Raw genomic sequence first — 18,126 nt, 5'->3', positions numbered from 1 at the left:
TCGAAGGCAAAGCCGAAGCGGGCGATCGGGTGAGTTTGGCAAGCGAAGTCCAAATCGCCCCCAACACTCGACAGGTCCGCTCCCGCTCCCGCTCGTGAAGGCGTCCACTGGGTGACAGGGACGCACCCGTCCCTCGCCACCGTGGGACCGCGCGGGGTTCCGGGGGGAAGCCCGCACCGTGGGGCGCTTGTCCAGCGGACAAGAGGAGCTGGAATGAGTGAGATATCAGGGCGGACCGGCCAGGCCGCAGCGGCCGGCCAGGTCACAGGGCAGCCCGACCGCAGCGCGGCGACCGCCGTCGTCCACGAGTCCTATTCCTTCGCGTGCATGCGCTGCGGGCACGGCTGGGAGCAGTCGTACGAGATAGAGCACCACCTCGACGCGGACGGCACCGAGTTCGTGATGTACGTGGCGAACGGCCGCGTCGTCCCCTCGCCGCTGAGCCGCCCGGCCTGCCACAACTGCGACAGCCGCGTGGTGCGCATCATGCGCCCGGGCCAGGTGTCCTCCGTGCAGAACTCCCTGCACCGGCACCACGCCCCGGCCCAGGAGGCCGACGGCGAGGACCGTGAGGCGCCGCGCACGCAGCCGGAGGCCACCGACGGCCACCACCACTGGCACCTGTCGGACCTGCTCCACCCGTTCCAGAACCACCGCAAGGCGGGCTGAGGGCCCCTGCCGCGAGGCAGGCCCCAGGCGCGGCATGCCCCTTTCGTAGGATCGGGGCATGCCTTCCCGAGCGTCCGACACGTCAGGCAAGTCCGACAAGAACACGCCGCCGCCGCTTCCCGCGCCCCTCGGCGTGCCAGTCGCCGACTCGCACACCCACCTCGACATGCAGTCCGGCACGGTGGAGGAGGGCCTCGCCAAGGCCGCGTCGGTCGGCGTGACGACGGTCGTGCAGGTCGGCTGCGATGTCCGGGGCTCGCGCTGGGCCGCCGAGACGGCCGCGGCCCACGAATCCGTGCACGCGGCGGTGGCCCTGCACCCGAACGAGGCCCCGCGCATCGTGCACGGCGACCCTGGGGGCACCTCCCAGCCCCCTGGCACTGGGGGAGGATGGTCCCGGCAGGGCGCCTGGCAGCCGGGCGGGGACGCGGCGCTGGACGAGGCGCTCGCCGAGATCGACCGTCTCGCAGCCCTGCCGCAGGTCAAGGGCGTGGGGGAGACCGGGCTCGACTACTTCCGCACCGGGCCTGAGGGCAAGGCCGCTCAGGAGCGCTCCTTCCGTGCCCACATCGAGATCGCCAAGCGGCACGGCAAGGCGCTGGTGATCCACGACCGCGAGGCCCACGCCGACGTGCTGCGCATCCTCAAGGAGGAGGGCGCGCCGGAGCGGACCGTCTTCCACTGCTACTCGGGTGACGCCGAGATGGCCGAGGTCTGTGCGCGGAACGGGTACTTCATGTCGTTCGCCGGCAACGTGACCTTCAAGAACGCCCAGCCGCTGCGCGACGCCCTCGCCGTGGCGCCCCTCGACCTCGTCCTGGTGGAGACCGACGCGCCGTTCCTGACGCCCGCGCCGTACCGCGGACGGCCGAACGCGCCCTATCTCATTCCGGTCACGGTCCGCGCCATGGCCGCGGTGAAGGGCGTCGAGGAGGACGCGCTGGCGGCGGCCGTCGCGCGCAACACGGCCCGCGCGTTCGCGTACTGACCGGCCGCCCGGCCGGGGTGTCCCCGGGGGCCCGTGTCGCGACACCGAGTGTCGGCGTTGCTTTGGAGAGTGACGGCCAGCCGCTAGGTTCTGGTCGCCGTGTCGGAACCTCTCTGGAGCGTGTCGTCGTGAGCAACCGGCAGTACTCGCCGTACGGGGCGTACGAGGACCGTGAGGCCCCCGGTCGCGCCCACCCGGACACGTACCGGCCCGCGTACGAGGAGCGCGCCCGCGCGGCCGCTCGGGCCACGGGGATAACGGCCCGCCCGCCCCGCCGGGAGCCGGAGGCGGCCCCGCGCCCCTCAGGGCGCGCCCAGGCCCGGCACGCGGCGCGCGGCAGAAAGGGCGGCGCACGCCCCGACTCCATGCGCCGTCTGATCCCGCAGGCGCTCGTGGTCGCGTTCCTCGCCGGCGGCACCACCGCGTTCGTCGCCAACGACAAGGCCGTCGAGCTGACCGTGGACGGCCGCACCCGCACGCTGCACACCTTCGCCTCCGACGTCGGTGAACTGCTCGCACGGCAGGGCGTGAAGGTCGGCGATCACGACCTCGTCACCCCGGCGCCCGGGACACCGCTCGCGAGCGGCGACGAGGTCGCGGTGCGCTACGGCCACCCCGTGCGGCTCACCATCGACGGCATCCAGCGCGAGCTGTGGACGACGGCGCCCACGGTGGAGGCCGCGCTCCGGCAGCTCGGGGTGCGCGCGGAGGGCGCCTACGTATCGACCTCGCGCTCCCAGGGGATCGGCCGCGACGGGCTCGAGCTGGACGTCCGCACCGAGCGCACCGTGACGGTCCTCGCGGACGGGCAGGCCCGCACCATCCGGACCAACGCGGCGACCGTCCGCGAGGCCGTCGCCCAGGCCGGGGTCGTGCTCTACCGGCAGGACACGACGTCCGTGGCACCGGACAGCTTCCCGCGCGACGGGCAGACGGTGACCGTGCTGCGGGTGATGGGCTCCCAGGAGGTCCGCGAGGAGCCGATCCCGTTCGACGTGCGGCGCACCAAGGACCCGGAACTGCTCAAGGGCACGGAGGTGGTCGCGCGCCCCGGGCAGGCGGGCGCGCGCCGGGTCACGTACGCCCTGCGCACCGTCAACGGCGTGAAGGAGAGACCGCGGCGGGTCAGTGACGAGGTGGTGCGGCAGCCACAGACCCAGCTCGTCCGGATCGGCACCAAGCCGCACCCGGACCTGGTGGAGGGCGCGGAGCACCTGAACTGGAAGGGACTCGCGGCCTGCGAGTCCGGCGGCCGCGCGCACGCGGCGGACCCGTCCGGCACGTACGGCGGCCTCTACCAGTTCGACCGGCGCACCTGGCGCAGCCTCGGCGGCTCGGGCCGGCCGCAGGACGCCCCCTCGGAGGAGCAGACGTACCGGGCGAAGAAGCTGTTCGCACGCCAGGGGACCAGCCCGTGGCCGCACTGCGGGTCACGGCTGTACCGGTGACGGTGCCACCGGCCGGTGGCCCGCGCGCCGCCCCGTAGGCTTGCCCCGTGAACAGCCCCACCCCCGACGCCCTGCTGGGCCCCGCCGACGTCCGTGAGCTGGCGGCGGCCCTCGGCGTGCGCCCGACCAAACAGCGCGGCCAGAACTTCGTCATCGACGCCAATACCGTGCGGCGCATCGTCCGCACCGCCGAGGTGCGGCCCGACGACGCCGTCGTGGAGGTGGGACCCGGGCTCGGCTCACTGACGCTGGCGCTCCTCGAGGTCGCCGAGCGCGTCACCGCCGTCGAGATCGACGACGTGCTGGCGGCGGCACTGCCCGCAACCATCACGGCGCGCATGCCGGAGCGCGCCGAGCGGTTCGCGCTGGTGCACTCCGACGCGCTTCACGTCCGTGAGCTGCCGGGCCCCGCGCCCACCGCGCTGGTCGCGAACCTGCCCTACAACGTCGCCGTCCCCGTCCTGCTCCACATGCTCGACACCTTCCCGAGCATCGAGCGGACGCTGGTGATGGTGCAGTCCGAGGTCGCCGACCGACTCGCCGCCGCGCCCGGGTCGAAGGTGTACGGGGTGCCGTCCGTGAAGGCCAACTGGTACGCGGAGGTCAAGCGCGCCGGGGCCATCGGGCGCAACGTCTTCTGGCCCGCGCCCAACGTCGACAGCGGGCTGGTCTCGCTGGTGCGGCGCGCCGAGCCGATCAAGACGGCCGCGTCGAAGGGCGAGGTGTTCGCGGTCGTGGACGCGGCGTTCGCCCAGCGGCGCAAGACGCTGCGGGCCGCGCTCGCCGGATGGGCGGGGTCGGCCGCGGCGGCGGAGGCCGCGCTCGTGGCCGCCGGCATCTCACCGCAGGCGAGGGGCGAGTCGCTGACGGTCGAGGAGTTCGCGCGTATCGCCGAGCACAGGGAGTCCGAGTAAGTGAGTGTCAGGGTTCGCGTCCCGGCCAAGGTGAACGTGCAGCTCGCGGTGGGCGGTGCCCGCCCCGACGGCTTCCACGACCTGGCGAACGTCTTCCTGGCCGTCGGCCTGTACGACGAGATCACGGTGACCCCGGCCGACGAACTGCGCGTCACCTGCTCCGGGCCGTACGCGGAGCAGGTACCGCTCGACCGTACGAACCTGGCGGCGGGGGCGGCGCTGACGCTCGCGGAACGCCGCGGCCTCGATCCGGCCGTGCACATCCACATCGCCAAGGACATCCCGGTCGCCGGGGGCATGGCGGGCGGCAGCGCGGACGGGGCGGGCGCGCTGCTGGCGTGCGACGTGCTGTGGGGTGCGGGAGCCTCGCGCGAGGAACTGCTGGACATCTGCGCCGAGTTGGGCAGCGATGTGCCGTTCAGCCTGGTGGGCGGGGCGGCGCTGGGCACCGGGCGGGGCGAGAGGCTGACCGCGTTGGAGGTCGGGGGCACGTTCCACTGGGTGTTCGCGACGGCAGGGCGCGGCCTGTCCACCCCGGCGGTCTTCCGCGAGTTCGACCGCCTGAACGAGGGGGTGCGGATCCCCGAGCCGGTCGCGTCCCAGGACCTGCTGGACGCCTTGGCAAAGGGCGACGCGGGCGCGCTGGCGGCGACGGTCTCGAACGACCTGGAGCCGGCGGCGCTGTCCCTGTTCCCGGAACTGGCGGACACGCTCGGCGCGGGGCGCGCGGCGGGGGCGTTGGCGGGACTGGTGTCGGGGTCGGGGCCTACGACGGCGTTCCTGGCGCGGGACGCGGAGTCGGCGGGGAGGGTGGCTGAGGCGCTCGTGGCGTCGGGGACGTGCGAGTCGGCGAGGGTCGCGGTGTCCCCGGCGCCGGGGGCGACGGTGGTCTGATGAGTGAGCCTCAGAGCTCGTCGATGGCGGTCAGATCGATGTCGATGGAGTACGGCCTGTCGACCTTGATGCGGTCGCGATAGGTGCCGGTAGACCTGTACATGCCTGTGTCCTGCGACAGCTCGAAGACCTCGACGGCCGGATGCTTGTAGGGCCCGGTCATCTCGACCAGCCAGTAGTACTAGATGCCTGCGGCGGCGTACTTGTGCGTCTTGGTGAGCCGATCGCGGGCTTCGGACTCCGGGGAAACGACCTCGACGGCGAGTACGACGTCCTTGCCTTCGAAATATGTCTGGTCCCGCCCCTTCTTGGCGGCTGCCTTGATCACGGAGATGTCCGGTTCGGGGCCGTTACGCCGATCAAGCACCACGGTCATCTCGCGTGCGACTTTCAACCCGGGCGGCAGAGTGCGGCGCAGGCCGCTGACCAGCAGGTCGATCGCGGCGAAGTAGAAGTAGCGCTGCGGGCGCACGAGGACCAGGCTCCCGTCGATCAGCTCGGTGTGGGGCGGGAGATCCGGCAGTGTGAACAGGTCGTCGACGGTGTAGCCGTCCATCGGGGGCATCCGCCATCCGGACCGCTCAGCAGGCTGGGCTGTCATGGTTCCTCCCATGGACAAGATCCTGGCGCCGCCCTCCACGGTAGCGGCCCAGTGCCGATCACGTCACCACAAAGAGTGACGACACCCGCGCGCCCCCTCCCCTCCCCCGGAGGCCCTACGCTTGAAGGCTGATCGATCCCCGCGTCAGGAGTGAAATGGCCGTCAACCTGGTCAATGTCGAGAACGTCAGCAAGGTGTACGGCACCCGTGCCCTGCTCGACGGCGTCTCGCTCGGCGTGTCCGAAGGCGACCGGATCGGGGTCGTCGGGCGCAACGGCGACGGCAAGACCACCCTGATCCGGATGCTCGCCAAGCTGGAGGAGGCCGACACCGGCCGCGTCACCCACTCCGGCGGGCTGCGCCTCGGCGTGCTCACCCAGCACGACTCCCTCGACCCGGCCGCCACCGTCCGCCACGAGGTCATCCGCGACATGGCCGACCACGAGTGGGCGGGCAACGCCAAGATCCGCGACGTGCTCACCGGCCTGTTCGGCGGGCTCGACCTGCCCGGGTTCCCCCAGGGGCTCGACACCGTCATCGGCCCCCTCTCCGGCGGCGAGCGGCGCCGTATCGCGCTCGCCAAGCTGCTGATCGCCGAGCAGGACCTGATCGTCCTCGACGAGCCCACCAACCACCTCGACGTCGAGGGCATCGCCTGGCTCGCGGGGCACCTGCGCGAGCGCCGCTCCGCGCTGGTGTGCGTCACCCACGACCGCTGGTTCCTCGACCAGGTGTGCACCCGCATGTGGGACGTGCAGCGCGGCGAGGTCTTCGAGTACGAGGGCGGCTACTCGGACTACGTCTTCGCCCGCGCCGAGCGGGAGCGCATCGCCGCCTCCGAGGAGACCAAGCGGCAGAACCTGGTCCGCAAGGAGCTGGCGTGGCTGCGGCGCGGCGCCCCGGCCCGTACCTCCAAGCCCCGCTTCCGCGTCGAGGCCGCCAACGAACTGATCAAGGACGTGCCGCCGCCCCGCGACAGCAGCGAGCTGATGAAGTTCGCCTCCACACGGCTCGGCAAGAGCGTCTTCGACCTGGAGGACGTCACCGTCCAGGCCGGCCCGAAGGTGTTGCTCAAGCACGTCACCTGGCAGCTCGGCCCCGGCGACCGCATCGGCCTCGTCGGGGTCAACGGCGCCGGCAAGACCTCCCTGCTGCGCGCCATGGCCGACGCCGCCCGCAGCGAGGGCGAGCAGCAGCCCGCGGGCGGCCGGATCGCCGTCGGCAGGACCGTCAAACTCGCCTACCTCTCCCAGGAGGTCGCCGAACTCGACCCCACCTGGCGTGTCCTCGAGGCCGTGCAGCGGGTCCGCGAGCGCGTCGACCTCGGCAAGGGGCGCGAGATGACCGCCGGGCAGCTGTGCGAGACGTTCGGCTTCAACAAGGAGAAGCAGTGGACGCCGGTCGGCGACCTGTCCGGCGGTGAGCGGCGGCGGCTGCAACTGCTGCGCCTCCTCATGGACGAGCCCAACGTCCTCTTCCTCGACGAGCCCACCAACGACCTCGACATCGAGACCCTCACCCAGCTCGAGGACGTCCTCGACGGCTGGCCCGGCTCGATGATCGTGATCTCCCACGACCGCTTCTTCGTCGAGCGCACCACCGACAAGGTCTACGCCCTCCTCGGCGACGCCACGCTGCGGATGCTGCCCCGCGGCATCGACGAGTACCTGGAGCGGCGCCACCGCATGGAGGAGGCCGCAGCGGCGGCCGCGGTACCGGCACCCGCCATGGCCAAGCCCGCCGCCTCCGCCGCCGACGCCCGGGCCGCGAAGAAGGAACTCCAGCGGATCGAGCGGCAGTTGGACAAGATCTCCGAGCGGGAGTCCAAGCTCCACGAGCAAATCGCCGAGAACGCCACGGACTTCGAGAAGGTCGCGGGACTGGACGCGGAGCTCCGCGAGTTGGCCGGTCAGCGCGAGGAGCTGGAGCTGCGCTGGCTCGAACTCGCCGAGGACGCCTAGGCGTTGGCGGACGCGGAGCGCGCGCCGCGAGCGGTGCGGGAAGGCGCGTAACGAGGGCATCACGGGCCGGTCCTCGCTTGGGAACAGGGGCAGGACCGGCCCCGTGTTCGAGGACGTCCCAGTGATAGAAAGGTCCGTCTGAGAACAGCCTGAGTACCACCGGCGTGGCGGAAACGAGCACCACGGGCGTGGGGACACATCAGTTTTGAGGGGGAAAGCGCTGATGACTCAGCCGCCTAACAGACCGCCCCGGGGCGGCAGTTCCGGGGCACCGCAGAATCCGCCGCCACAGGGTGGTTTCGGTGCCCCACAGGACCCCCGGCAGGCGACCCCGCCGCCGCCCTTCCAGCCCCCGGCGACCCCACCGCAGCCGGGGTACGGCTACCCGCAGCCGCAGCCGCCTTCCGGTCCGTACCAGCAGCCCGGCGCATATCCGCAGCCGGGCCCGTACGGCGGACCGGGCCCCTACGTCCAGCCCGGTCCGTACGCCCAGCAGCCCGGTCAGCCCGGACCCTACCCCCAGCAGCCCGGCCCCTACGCCGCTCCCCACCCCGGCTACGGCTACCCGCAGCAGCCGCCCCAGTTCCCCGGCGCGCCCGTCCCGCCCCCCGGCGGCGGCTCCAGGAACCCCTTCAAGGGCAAGCCCGCGCTGGTCGTCGCCGCCGTCGCCGCGCTGCTCCTCATAGGCGGCACCGTGTACGCGGTCAGCAGCGGTGGCGGGGACAACAAGCCCGCCGCCGACAAGAACCCGAGCTCCGTGCCGTCCTCCACCGCCTCCGCCCCGGCCGACGCGGGCGGTGGCAGCGGCGACGGCGGCGCGGACCCGGAGAACCTCAACCAGGGCCGCAAGTCGGGCGAGGACAGGGTCCTTTGGTACCAGCAGGCGCCCGACGCGCCCGGTCACGGCGCCGACGCCCCCGGCATGTGGATCACAGGCAGGACAGCGGTGAAGGCCGCGTACAAGCAGGTCTTCGCCTACGACGTCGCGGGCGGCAGTCCCACCTGGAACCCGATCTCCTTCCCGCAGAAGATCTGCGCGGTCACTGCGCACAAGACGGCCGACGACAAGGTCGTGGTCGCCTACATGAGCGGCGTGAGCGACAGCGCCAAGTGCAACCACATCCAGGAGATCGACCTCGACACCGGCAAGAAGGGCTGGAGCGCGCAGATCGCCGACGGCGCCCTGTTCGACAGCGCGCTCGCCGTCGACCTGACCATCACGGGCAGGACCCTGCTGGTCGCCCGCGCGCAGTCCGGCCTGGCGTACGACGTGGCCACCGGCAAGAAGCTGTGGGAGAAGCAGCGGTACGGCGCGGCCTGCTTCCCGACCGCGTTCGCGGGCGGCGCCAAGCTCCTCTCGGTCGCCTCCTGCGGTGCCGGGGGCTCCGATGCGCACGACGAGGTGCAGGAGCTCGACCCCACGACCGGCAGGGCCAAGTGGACCAAGAAGATCGCCAAGGGCTGGACGGTCGCCCGCGCCTACTCCGTCGACCCGGTCGTCCTCTACCTCACCAACGAGGACAAGACGCGGTGGAACGTCTCCACACTGAGGAGCGACGGCAGCCTGCGCTCCCAGCTCGACGCCAACGAGTCCTTCGCACCCCGGTGCGGCTGGGCCATCCTCAACCGTGACCTGCAGGGCTGCACGGGCGCCGTGGCCGACGCGAGCACCCTGTACCTGCCGACCGACGCGAAGAGCGGCCCGAACGAGATCGTCGCGATCAGCCTGGACACAGGCAAGGAGAAGTGGCGGGTGAAGTCCCCGGCGGACGAGTCGATGCTCCCGCTCAAGATGGACGGCACCCACCTGATCGCGTATGTCGAGCCGTCGTACGACACGGGCGGCCAGGTCGTCTCCATCGCGACGGCCGGCGGGAGCCGCACCGCGGCGAAGCTGCTGCAGAACCCGGCGGGCGCCGCGCAGGTCGAGAGCGGCTTCTTCTCCAAGGCGATCGACTACGTGGACGGGCGCCTCTACCTCTCCACCACCCGGCTGACCGGCGGTACCCGGTCCAAGGAGAAGCTGATGCTGGCCTACGGCAAGTGAGCGGTCCGCCGACCCTCCCGTCCCCGCCCACTGTTCCTGTGTCCTTCGAGGTCCTCACGCCATGAGCCAGCCGCCGTCCCCTCCCGACCAGCCGCCCCCGCCGCCCCACCAGCCGCCGCCGGGCGGTGGCTTCGGCGCCCCGCAGCCCCCTGCCCCGGGCGGTGGCTTCGGCCCCCCGCAGCCCCCGCCGCCGGGCGGCTTCGGCGCACCCCAGCCGCCGCCCCAGGCACCTCCGCCGCCCGCCCAGGGGTCGGGCTACGGCTACCCGCAGCCGCCGGCCCCGCCCCAACCGGGATACGGGTATGCCCAGCAGCCCGGACACGGCTACCCGAACCAGCAGCCCGGCTACGGCTATCAGCAGCCTCCGATGGTCCCCGTACCGCCGCGCGGGACCCCGGGCGGCGGCCGCAAGGGGCCGAGCGCCACGGTGTGGATCGTCGTCGCGGCGGTCGCGGCCATCGCGCTGATCGTCGGCGTCGGGGCCTGGTACGCGAACAGCTCCTCCGGCGGCGACACGGGCGGCGGTTCCGCGTCCGGTGCCGGCAGCGGCCAGGGCGGCCAGGGCAGCGGCACCGGCGGCTCCGGCTCCGGCAAGGAGAAGGCGCCGGCCGACCCCAGCGCCAAGGTCCTCTTCCAGATCCCGGCGCCGCGGATCACGGACAGACAGGAGCTCGACAACGTCGCGGGCTCCTGGCTCACCGACTCCGTCTACGCCAAGGCCGGCATCAACAAGATCGTGGGCTACGACCCGGACACCGGCGCGACCAAGTGGACGCTGCCGCTGAACGGCCAGACCTGCGCGGGCTCACCCGAGATCAGCTCCTCGGGGATCGCCGCGGTGGTCTCCGAGTCGGGCAAGCGGGCGAACGTGCGGGACCGCAAGCCGTGCAGCGACGTCACCGCGTTCGAGGTCGCCACCGGGAAGAAGCTGTGGACGAAATCGGTCGGCACCGGTAGCGCACCGGTCATGTTCCGCGAGGTCTCGATCAACGGCACGACGGTCGCCGCCGGCGCCGGCCTCTACGGCGGTGCCGCCTTCGACCTGACCACCGGCAAGGTGCTGTGGCAGCACGAGAGGGGCTCCTGCACGGACGTCGGCTACGCGGGCGGCGATCAGCTCGTCGCGGTGCGCACGTGCGGCCCCTTCGGCAAGGAGTTGTACGAGGTACAGCTGCTCGACCCGGGGACGGGTGGCGCCAGGTGGAGCTACAAGCTCCCCCAGGGCATCGACAACGCCAAGGTGATCTCCACCAAGCCGGTCGTGTTCGGCGTGGACTCGGGCGGCATCACCGCCTCCGGCGCCACGGACGTCTTCTCGCTGGACGACACCGGCAAGCTGCGGACGAAGATCACGCTGGAGGACGGCAAGTACGAGCACCACTGCGGCGTCGGCAAGGTGCACGACTGCCAGGCGATCACGGTGGGCAACGACAAGCTGTACGTGCCGACCAACGACCACGACGGCTCGGCCCAGGGCGCCCGGACCAACGAGATCATCGCGTTCTCGCTGGCAACCGGGAAGACCACCGGCGACCGGATCGACGCCGGCGACGGCTACGACATCTTCCCGATCCGCATGGACGGCGGGAACGTGCTGGCGTACAAGAGCGGCCCGTACAACAGGGGCGCCCAGGTGGTCTCGGTCGACGGCGGGTCCCTGAAGCAGACGAGACTGCTGGAGACCCCGGCCTCCCGGGAGGTGCTGGGCGCGATCATGAGCATGGTGCCGAAGACGTCCGAGCTGCTCTACAGCGACGGTCGGCTCTTCCTCGGCAAGGAGCTGGTCAGCAAGCCGTTCACGGCGGACCAGAAGTCGTACACCGCGCTCGGCTTCGGCGCGAAGTAGCGCGTACGCGGCGCACGGCGAAGGCCTCGCTCCTGTTCGGGGGCGGGGCCTTTCACGTACCCGTCATCAGGCGCCATTGGGCGGGATTTCCGTAATCCGGGGCACTTCTGGCCGGTAGGGGAAGCGCGATGTCGAACAAGCGTGTAGCTTCCGGGGGCATGAAGGGCGGGGGGTGCGCCGGGGGGCTTCTGTCCATGCGGGCCGGTGGGCATCCATAGTGGGCATCCACGGGGGGGACTGGGGGGTTGCTCGATGGGAGTGCGGCTCATGGTGGTCGACGACCACCGATTGCTCGCCGAGGCGCTGGCCTCGGCTCTGAAGCTGAGGGGACACCGGGTGCTCGCCGCGGCGGCGCCCGCCGCGGGGGGGGCGGACCTGGTGATCAGCAGGGCGCCCGAGGTGTGCCTGCTGGGCACGGCGGCACCCGCGGAACCGGGCGCCTTCGACCCGGTGGTGCGCATCAAGCGGGAGCGCCCGCAGGTGGCGGTGCTGGTGCTCGGCCCGGTGCCGAGCCCGCGCGGGATAGCGGCCGCGTTCGCCGCCGGCGCCTCGGGCTACGTACGGCACGACGAGCGCATCGAGGGCGTCGAGCGGGCCATCATGAAGGCGCGGGCGGGCGAGGCGGCCGTGGCGCCGCAGCTGTTGCAGGGCGCGTTCGACGAACTGCTCAACCCGGCGGCGCAGCCGGACGACGAGGGCCAGCGCCTGTTGCAGATGCTGACCCCGAGGGAGGTCGAGGTCCTGGTCCGGGTGGCCGACGGCGAGGACACCCGCCTGATCGCGGCGGGTATGGGCATCGCCCCGTCCACGGCCCGCACCCACGTCCAACGCGTCCTGATGAAACTGGGCGTGGGCTCCCGCCTCGAGGCTGCCGCCCTGGCCGCCCGGACGGGCTTGCTGGACCGGGCGGGGCCCGTCCAGCCCGGAAGCGAGTAGCCGAAGGTGCGCCCGGACAGGGGCGCGGGACCGTGTCGACATGCGGCTTCGCCGCGCGGGCGCGGCCGGCCACGGACCACCCGCAGCCGACGTACGACGCGCAGTTCCCCGGCGCTCAGGGAAGCGTGGCCGCGCTACTCCGGCCTCTCCTTCGACACCGCGTCAACGGACGGCGGAGCTATCGGCCTCAGCTTCAGCCACAGCAGGAACAGCAGGCCCAGGATCAGCATCCCGAGGCCCGTCCACAGGTTGATGTTGACGCCCTCCGCCTTGCGGATCGCCGCGTCGGAGGCCGTGAAGCCCGCGATCATCACGATGACGCCGTAGAGAACGAACAGGCCGCCGATGATGCGACGGAGGTCGAAGATGCGTGCCGCGGTGGCGGACTTTCCTTCCAGCTCGGTGACTTGGCGCTGGACGTCGTGTTCGGAGTACTCGGACATGGTCGGTCAATCCTCCGCGGTCAGAGCGAGAACGGGATGTAGCAGGCGGCGGCGAGGACGACCGCGCCCCAGCCGAGCAGGGCGGGCCTGCGGTACCAGGCGTCGTCGCCCGCGGAGGGCGGCTCGGCCATGCCGGGCAGGGGGGTCCCCCCTGCACCGGAGCTTGTCGTAGGTGCTTGGGGGAGGGTGCCGTAGACGAGGCCCTGGAGCTGGTCCTCCGGCTTGGGCCTGGTGAACAGCGAGACCGCGACCATCACGACCGCGCCGGCCACGAAACCGGCGATCGCGGAGACGAAGTTGGCGCCCTGGTCGGAGGGGATGCCGATGATGCCGTGCTTGTAGATGACGAAGTAGTTCACCATCGCGGTGACCGTGCCGGCGAGCAGGCCCCAGAAGCCGGACTTCGTGGACGCGCGCTTCCAGAACATGCCGACGACGAACACCACGAACATCGGCACGTTGAAGAAGGAGAACAGCGTCTGCAGGTAGCTCATGATGTTCGAGAACGACGACGCCAGGAACGCCGTGCCGACCGACGCCAGCACGCCGATCGCCGTGATGAGGCGGCCGAAGCGGACGTAGTACGCGTCCTCGCGGTCCTTGACGATGTACCGCGCCCAGATGTCGTTGGTGAACACCGTGTTGAAGGACGACACGTTGGCCGCCATGCCCGCCATGAAGGCCGCCAGCAGACCGGTCACCGCGATGCCGAGGACACCGTTGGGCAGCAGTTCCTGCATCAGGTACGGGATCGCGTCGTTGTACTGCAGGGACGAGCCCGGCGTGCCGATCTTCGGGACCAGGACGGCGGCCACCAGGCCCGGGATCATCACCAGGAACACGATGAAGATCTTCGGGAACGCGGCGATCAGCGGGGTGCGCTGGGCCGCGGAGAGGTTCTTCGCGGACAGGGCGCGCTGGACCTCGGCGAAGTTGGTGGTCCAGTAGCCGAAGGACAGCACGAAGCCGAGGCCGAGGACGATCGTCAGCCAGTTGGCGCCCAGCGGGTTGGCGTGGCCGATCCCGGTGCCGCCCCAGGCGGTGACGAAGTCGTGGCCGTGGGTCTGGGTGAGCTTGTCGGTCAGGCCGCCCCAGCCGCCGACCTTCTTCAGGCCGATCACGGTGATCGGGATGAGGGCCGCGAGGATCACGAAGAACTGCAGCACCTCGTTGTAGATCGCCGACGACAGGCCGCCGAGGGTGATGTACGCGAGCACGAAGAAGCCGGCGACCACGATCGCCACCCACTGCGGCCAGCCCAGCAGCGCCTCCACGACGATCGCGAGGGCGTAGAGGTTGACGCCCGCGATGAGGATCGCGGCGAAGGCGAACAGGATCGAGCTCAGCAGGTGCGCCCCCTTGTCGAAGCGCAGCAGCAGGAACTCGGGCACCGAGCGGACCTTGGAGCCGTAGTAGAACGGCATCATCACCAGGCCCAGGAAGACCATGGCCGGGATGGCGCCGATCCAGTACCAGTGCACGGTATAGGCGCCGTACTGGGCGCTGTTGGCGGCCATGCCGAGGATCTCGGTGGCGGCCAGGTTGGCGGAGATGAACGCGAGACCGGTGATCCAGGCGGGCAGGGAGCGCCCGGACAGGAAGAAGTCGAGGCTGGTCTTCACCGAGCGGCGGGCTGCGAAGCCGATGCCGAGGACGACCACGAAGTAGATCCCGAGGATCGCGTAGTCGAGCCCGTTTGTGGGGAGTCGTAGCTCGGCTGCCAGATATGTGGGGGTTTCCATGAGTACTCGCTTCGTTGCGTGAACCAATCAGTGCGGAACCGTACGCCCCCACGTTCGATATTTGAACACCTCTGATGATGGTCTTTGTTGGATTGTGACGTTGACGCAGGTGGTGACTTGTGTTTTGGTGTGTTGGGTTATGTTTGAAGGGTGAGTGGCTCGAATGGAGAGTCGAACGTGAAGAAGACCTCGACCCGGCTGGCCGACGGTCGTGAGCTCATCTACTACGACCTGCGCGACGACGTCGTGCGGGACGCGGTCGACCGCCGGCCGCTGGAGCGGACCGTCACGACCTCCGAGATCCGCCAGGACGTGCTGCTCGGCGACTCCGTCGCCATCGCCTCGCACCGGCAGGGCCGCACCTACCACCCGCCCGCCGACGAGTGCCCGCTGTGCCCCTCCCGGGACGGCAGGCTGAGCGAGATCCCCGACTCGTCCTACGACGTCGTCGTCTTCGAGAACCGTTTCCCCTCGCTCGCCGGCGACTCCGGCCGCTGCGAGGTCGTCTGCTTCACCTCCGACCACAACGCCTCCTTCGCCGACCTGACCGAGGAGCAGGCGGGCCTGGTCCTGGACGCCTGGACCGACCGCACCGCCGAGCTGTCCCACCTGCCGGCCGTCGAGCAGGTCTTCTGCTTCGAGAACCGCGGCGCGGAGATCGGCGTGACCCTCGGCCACCCGCACGGGCAGATCTACGCGTACCCCTTCACCACCCCACGCACCGCCCTGATGCTCCGTTCACTGGCCGCCCACAAGGAGGCGACCGGCGGGGAGAACCTGTTCGACGCCGTCCTGGAGCGCGAACTCGCCGACGAGCGGATCGTCCTGCAGAGCGAGCACTGGGTGGCGTTCGTGCCGTACGCCGCGCACTGGCCCTACGAGGTCCACCTCTACCCCCGCCGCCGCGTCCCCGACCTGCTCGGCCTCGATGAGGCGGCACGCACAGAGTTTCCCAAGGTCTACCTGGAACTCTTGAAGCGCTTCGACCGGATCTTCGGCGAGGGCGAGCCTCCGACGCCGTACATCGCCGCCTGGCACCAGGCGCCGTTCGGCACACTGGACGAGTTCGACGGCGTGACCAGGGACGACTTCGCGCTCCACCTCGAGCTTTTCACCATTCGCCGCACTTCCGGCAAGCTGAAGTTCCTCGCGGGTTCCGAGTCCGGCATGAACGTGTTCATCAACGACGTGCCGCCGGAGGCCGCGGCCCGGCGACTGCGAGAGGTAGCGAGTTCATGAGTGGGAAGTACCTGGTCACCGGTGGCGCCGGCTATGTGGGCAGCGTGGTCGCGCAGCACCTGCTGGAGGCCGGCCACGAGGTCGTCGTCCTCGACAACCTCTCCACCGGCTTCCGCGAGGGCGTGCCGACCGGTGCTTCCTTCATCGAGGGAGACATCCGCGACGCCGCCAAGTGGCTGGACGCCTCCTTCGACGCGGTCCTGCACTTCGCCGCGTTCTCGCAGGTCGGCGAGTCGGTCCTGAAGCCGGAGAAGTACTGGGACAACAACGTCGGCGGCACCATGGCCCTGCTCGGCGCCGCGCGCGAGGCCGGCGTGCGCAAGCTCGTCTTCTCCTCCACGGCGGCCACCTACGGCGAGCCGGTGAACACCCCGATCACCGAGACCGACCCGACCGCGCCGACCTCCCCCTACGGCGCCTCCAAGCTCGCCGTCGACCACATGATCACCGGCGAGGCGGCCGCGCACGGCCTGGGCGCCGTCTCCCTGCGCTACTTCAACGTCGCCGGCGCCTACGGCGCCTACGGCGAGCGCCACAACCCCGAGTCCCACCTCATCCCGCTCGTCCTCCAGGTCGCGCAGGGCAGGCGCGAGGCCGTCTCCATCTTCGGCGACGACTACCCGACGCCGGACGGCACCTGCATCCGCGACTACATCCACGTCGCCGACCTCGCCGAGGCCCACCTGCTCGCCCTTGACGCCGCCACCCCCGGCGAACACCTGATCTGCAACCTCGGCAACGGCAACGGCTTCTCGGTGCGCGAGGTCATCGAAACGGTGCGCCAGGTCACCGGGCACCCGATCCCCGAGGTCGTGGCCCCCCGCCGCGGCGGCGACCCGGCGGTCCTGGTCGCCTCCGCGGCCACGGCCCGCGAGAAGCTCGGCTGGAACCCGTCCCGCGCGGACCTCGCGGGGATCGTCGCGGACGCGTGGCAGTTCGCACAGAACACCGTGAGGGAGCAGTAGGTGGGCGTACGCGAGGGTTTCGGGGAGATCTACGGGACGGCTCCCGAGGGCGTCTGGGCCGCACCGGGCCGGGTCAACCTGATCGGCGAGTACACGGACTTCAACGAGGGCTTCGTGATGCCGCTCGCGCTGCCGCACACGGCGGTCGCGGCGGTCTCGCGGCGCACCGACGGTGTGCTGCGGCTGCACTCGGCGGACATCGAGGGCCCGGTCGTCGAACTGCACGTCGACGAACTGCAGCCGCTGACCAACACCGGCTGGGCCGCCTACCCGGCGGGTGTGGTCTGGGTGCTCCGTGAGGCCGGCCACCCGATCACGGGCGCGGACGTCCACCTGTCCTCGACGGTGCCCACGGGCGCCGGACTGTCGTCGTCGGCGGCGCTCGAGGTGGTCGTCGCCCTCGCGCTCAACGACCTGTACGAGCTGGGCCTGACCGGTCCGGAGCTGGCCAGGATCGCCCAGCGCGCCGAGAACGACTTCGTGGGCGTGCCCTGCGGGATCATGGACCAGATGGCGTCGGCGTGCGCCACGGACGGCTACGCGCTGCACCTGGACTGCCGTGACCTGTCCGTCCGGCAGATCCCCTTCGACCTGGCCTCCCAGGGCCTGACGCTGCTGGTCGTCGACAGCCGCGTGAAGCACGCGCTGGGCGACGGGGCGTACGCCGAGCGGCGCGAGGGCTGCGAGGAGGGCGCACGGCGGCTGGGCGTCTCGCATCTGCGGGACGTGGCGTACGAGGAGCTTCGGGCCGCGCTCGCGCGCCTGTCCGACGAGCGGGTGCGCCGCTATGTGCGCCATGTCGTCACGGACGACCACCGGGTCGACCAGGTGGTCCGGCTGCTGGACGCGGGCGAGGTCCGGGCGATCGGCCCCGTACTGACCGAGGGCCATGTCTCCCTCCGCGACGACCTGCGGATCTCCTGCCCGGAGCTGGACCTGGTGGTGGACACGGCGAACGCCGCGGGCGCGCTGGGGGCGCGGATGACGGGCGGCGGCTTCGGCGGCTCGGCGATCGTCCTGGTGGAGGCGTCGGACACGGACACGATCACCAAGGCGATCGAGGAGGCGTTCGCCGCCGCCGGTTATACGGCACCTCGTGTGTTCCCGGCGGTACCGTCGGCCGGAGCGCGCCGCCTGAGCTGATTACGCCCCCCCACCCTTCGCGTCCCTGGGGGCTGCGCCCCCGGACCCCCGCTGTCGGCCTTGCGGCCTCGTCCTCAGACTCCCCCGAGCTCTTCGAGCAGGGGGACCCCCGGACGGGCTGAGAATTCAGCCCCTCCGGCGTTTGAGGAGCGGGGGTCCGGGGGCCGGCCCTCGAACGGGGTCTGGGGCGGAGCCCCGGGTCCGGGGGCCGGCCCTCGAACGGGGTCTGGGGCGGAGCCCCGGCGGGGTGCAGGGGCGCAGCCCCGCGAGGGGTGCAGGGGACGTAGTCC

General features: G+C 71.3%; 14 protein-coding genes and 1 pseudogene. 12 read left to right on the top strand and 3 right to left on the bottom strand.

Annotation, left to right across the window (positions count from 1 at the left end):
- The first annotated feature begins 213 nt into the window (after positions 1-213).
- The 5 genes from AB0N14_RS21515 to AB0N14_RS21495 all read left to right on the top strand — a co-directional run bounded on the left by AB0N14_RS21515 (position 214) and on the right by AB0N14_RS21495 (position 4,913).
- On the top strand, positions 214-669 hold the full coding sequence (locus AB0N14_RS21515; RefSeq protein WP_366027299.1) for a hypothetical protein: 456 nt from the start codon (positions 214-216) through the stop codon (positions 667-669).
- Positions 670-727: 58 nt separating this feature from the next.
- A complete protein-coding gene (locus tag AB0N14_RS21510; protein ID WP_366027298.1) occupies positions 728-1,657 on the top strand; it encodes a TatD family hydrolase in 930 nt (309 codons plus the stop codon).
- Between the two features lie 128 nt (positions 1,658-1,785).
- On the top strand, positions 1,786-3,105 hold the full coding sequence (locus tag AB0N14_RS21505) for a ubiquitin-like domain-containing protein (RefSeq protein ID WP_366027297.1): 1,320 nt from the start codon (positions 1,786-1,788) through the stop codon (positions 3,103-3,105).
- Between the two features lie 47 nt (positions 3,106-3,152).
- Positions 3,153-4,019: a 16S rRNA (adenine(1518)-N(6)/adenine(1519)-N(6))-dimethyltransferase RsmA gene (rsmA, locus tag AB0N14_RS21500; RefSeq protein ID WP_366027296.1), complete on the top strand. Its 867-nt coding sequence runs from the start codon at positions 3,153-3,155 to the stop codon at positions 4,017-4,019.
- Complete coding sequence (locus AB0N14_RS21495; RefSeq protein ID WP_366027294.1) at positions 4,020-4,913, top strand: 4-(cytidine 5'-diphospho)-2-C-methyl-D-erythritol kinase; 894 nt, start codon at positions 4,020-4,022, stop codon at positions 4,911-4,913.
- A gap of 10 nt (positions 4,914-4,923) precedes the next feature.
- On the opposite strand, the pseudogene AB0N14_RS21490 reads toward AB0N14_RS21495, so the two are convergent.
- Positions 4,924-5,514: pseudogene (locus AB0N14_RS21490) on the bottom strand (Uma2 family endonuclease).
- 155 nt (positions 5,515-5,669) lie between these two features.
- Between AB0N14_RS21490 and AB0N14_RS21485 the strand changes: the two are divergent.
- The 4 genes from AB0N14_RS21485 (at position 5,670) to AB0N14_RS21470 (ending at position 12,304) form a co-directional block, all read left to right on the top strand.
- Positions 5,670-7,475 (top strand): ABC-F family ATP-binding cassette domain-containing protein, encoded by a 1,806-nt coding sequence (locus AB0N14_RS21485; protein ID WP_366027293.1) that lies wholly within the window; start codon positions 5,670-5,672, stop codon positions 7,473-7,475.
- A 223-nt stretch (positions 7,476-7,698) separates the two neighbouring features.
- Positions 7,699-9,522 (top strand): PQQ-binding-like beta-propeller repeat protein, encoded by a 1,824-nt coding sequence (locus AB0N14_RS21480; protein ID WP_366027292.1) that lies wholly within the window; start codon positions 7,699-7,701, stop codon positions 9,520-9,522.
- 61 nt (positions 9,523-9,583) lie between these two features.
- Positions 9,584-11,368, top strand: a complete 1,785-nt coding sequence (locus tag AB0N14_RS21475; RefSeq protein ID WP_366027290.1) for a PQQ-binding-like beta-propeller repeat protein — start codon at positions 9,584-9,586, stop codon at positions 11,366-11,368.
- A gap of 252 nt (positions 11,369-11,620) precedes the next feature.
- The gene (locus tag AB0N14_RS21470) at positions 11,621-12,304 is read left to right on the top strand and encodes a response regulator transcription factor (RefSeq protein ID WP_366027289.1); all 684 of its coding nucleotides are present in this window, start codon (positions 11,621-11,623) and stop codon (positions 12,302-12,304) included.
- Between the two features lie 134 nt (positions 12,305-12,438).
- On the opposite strand, the gene AB0N14_RS21465 is transcribed toward AB0N14_RS21470, so the two are convergent.
- Both AB0N14_RS21465 and AB0N14_RS21460 read right to left on the bottom strand, forming a co-directional pair.
- A complete protein-coding gene (locus AB0N14_RS21465) occupies positions 12,439-12,747 on the bottom strand; it encodes a hypothetical protein (protein WP_366027287.1) in 309 nt (102 codons plus the stop codon).
- A gap of 20 nt (positions 12,748-12,767) precedes the next feature.
- Positions 12,768-14,489: a sodium:solute symporter family protein gene (locus tag AB0N14_RS21460; RefSeq protein ID WP_366027285.1), complete on the bottom strand. Its 1,722-nt coding sequence runs from the start codon at positions 14,487-14,489 to the stop codon at positions 12,768-12,770.
- Positions 14,490-14,666: 177 nt separating this feature from the next.
- On the opposite strand from AB0N14_RS21460, the gene galT reads away from it, so the two are divergent.
- From galT to galK, 3 genes are read left to right on the top strand one after another with little or no spacing between them, the layout of a single operon-like run.
- A complete protein-coding gene (galT, locus tag AB0N14_RS21455; RefSeq protein WP_366027284.1) occupies positions 14,667-15,728 on the top strand; it encodes a galactose-1-phosphate uridylyltransferase in 1,062 nt (353 codons plus the stop codon).
- Positions 15,725-16,693, top strand: coding sequence for a UDP-glucose 4-epimerase GalE (galE, locus tag AB0N14_RS21450; protein WP_366027283.1), 969 nt, complete (start codon positions 15,725-15,727; stop codon positions 16,691-16,693). The genes galT and galE overlap by 4 nt, the downstream gene beginning before the upstream one ends.
- Positions 16,694-17,836 (top strand): galactokinase, encoded by a 1,143-nt coding sequence (gene galK / locus AB0N14_RS21445; protein ID WP_366027282.1) that lies wholly within the window; start codon positions 16,694-16,696, stop codon positions 17,834-17,836. It abuts the gene before it with no gap.
- The last annotated feature ends 290 nt before the right edge of the window (positions 17,837-18,126 follow it).

It is taken from the genome of Streptomyces sp. NPDC051104 (genome assembly GCF_040682835.1).
Taxonomy (GTDB): Bacteria; Actinomycetota; Actinomycetes; order Streptomycetales; family Streptomycetaceae; genus Streptomyces; species Streptomyces cynarae.
Note: the sequence above shows the minus strand (reverse complement) of the source record. Positions and strands in the feature narration are given on the sequence as shown.

What these genes read in the sequence shown, in the direction of transcription:
- AB0N14_RS21470 (WP_366027289.1), top strand. Translation starts at nt 11,621, where the DNA reads ATGGGAGTGCGGCTCATGGTGGTCGACGACCACCGATTGCTCGCCGAG.
- AB0N14_RS21515 (WP_366027299.1), top strand. Translation starts at nt 214, where the DNA reads ATGAGTGAGATATCAGGGCGGACCGGCCAGGCCGCAGCGGCCGGCCAG.
- galE (WP_366027283.1), top strand. Translation starts at nt 15,725, where the DNA reads ATGAGTGGGAAGTACCTGGTCACCGGTGGCGCCGGCTATGTGGGCAGC.
- AB0N14_RS21460 (WP_366027285.1), bottom strand. Translation starts at nt 14,489, where the DNA reads ATGGAAACCCCCACATATCTGGCAGCCGAGCTACGACTCCCCACAAAC.
- AB0N14_RS21475 (WP_366027290.1), top strand. Translation starts at nt 9,584, where the DNA reads ATGAGCCAGCCGCCGTCCCCTCCCGACCAGCCGCCCCCGCCGCCCCAC.
- AB0N14_RS21510 (WP_366027298.1), top strand. Translation starts at nt 728, where the DNA reads ATGCCTTCCCGAGCGTCCGACACGTCAGGCAAGTCCGACAAGAACACG.
- AB0N14_RS21485 (WP_366027293.1), top strand. Translation starts at nt 5,670, where the DNA reads ATGGCCGTCAACCTGGTCAATGTCGAGAACGTCAGCAAGGTGTACGGC.
- AB0N14_RS21465 (WP_366027287.1), bottom strand. Translation starts at nt 12,747, where the DNA reads ATGTCCGAGTACTCCGAACACGACGTCCAGCGCCAAGTCACCGAGCTG.
- AB0N14_RS21480 (WP_366027292.1), top strand. Translation starts at nt 7,699, where the DNA reads ATGACTCAGCCGCCTAACAGACCGCCCCGGGGCGGCAGTTCCGGGGCA.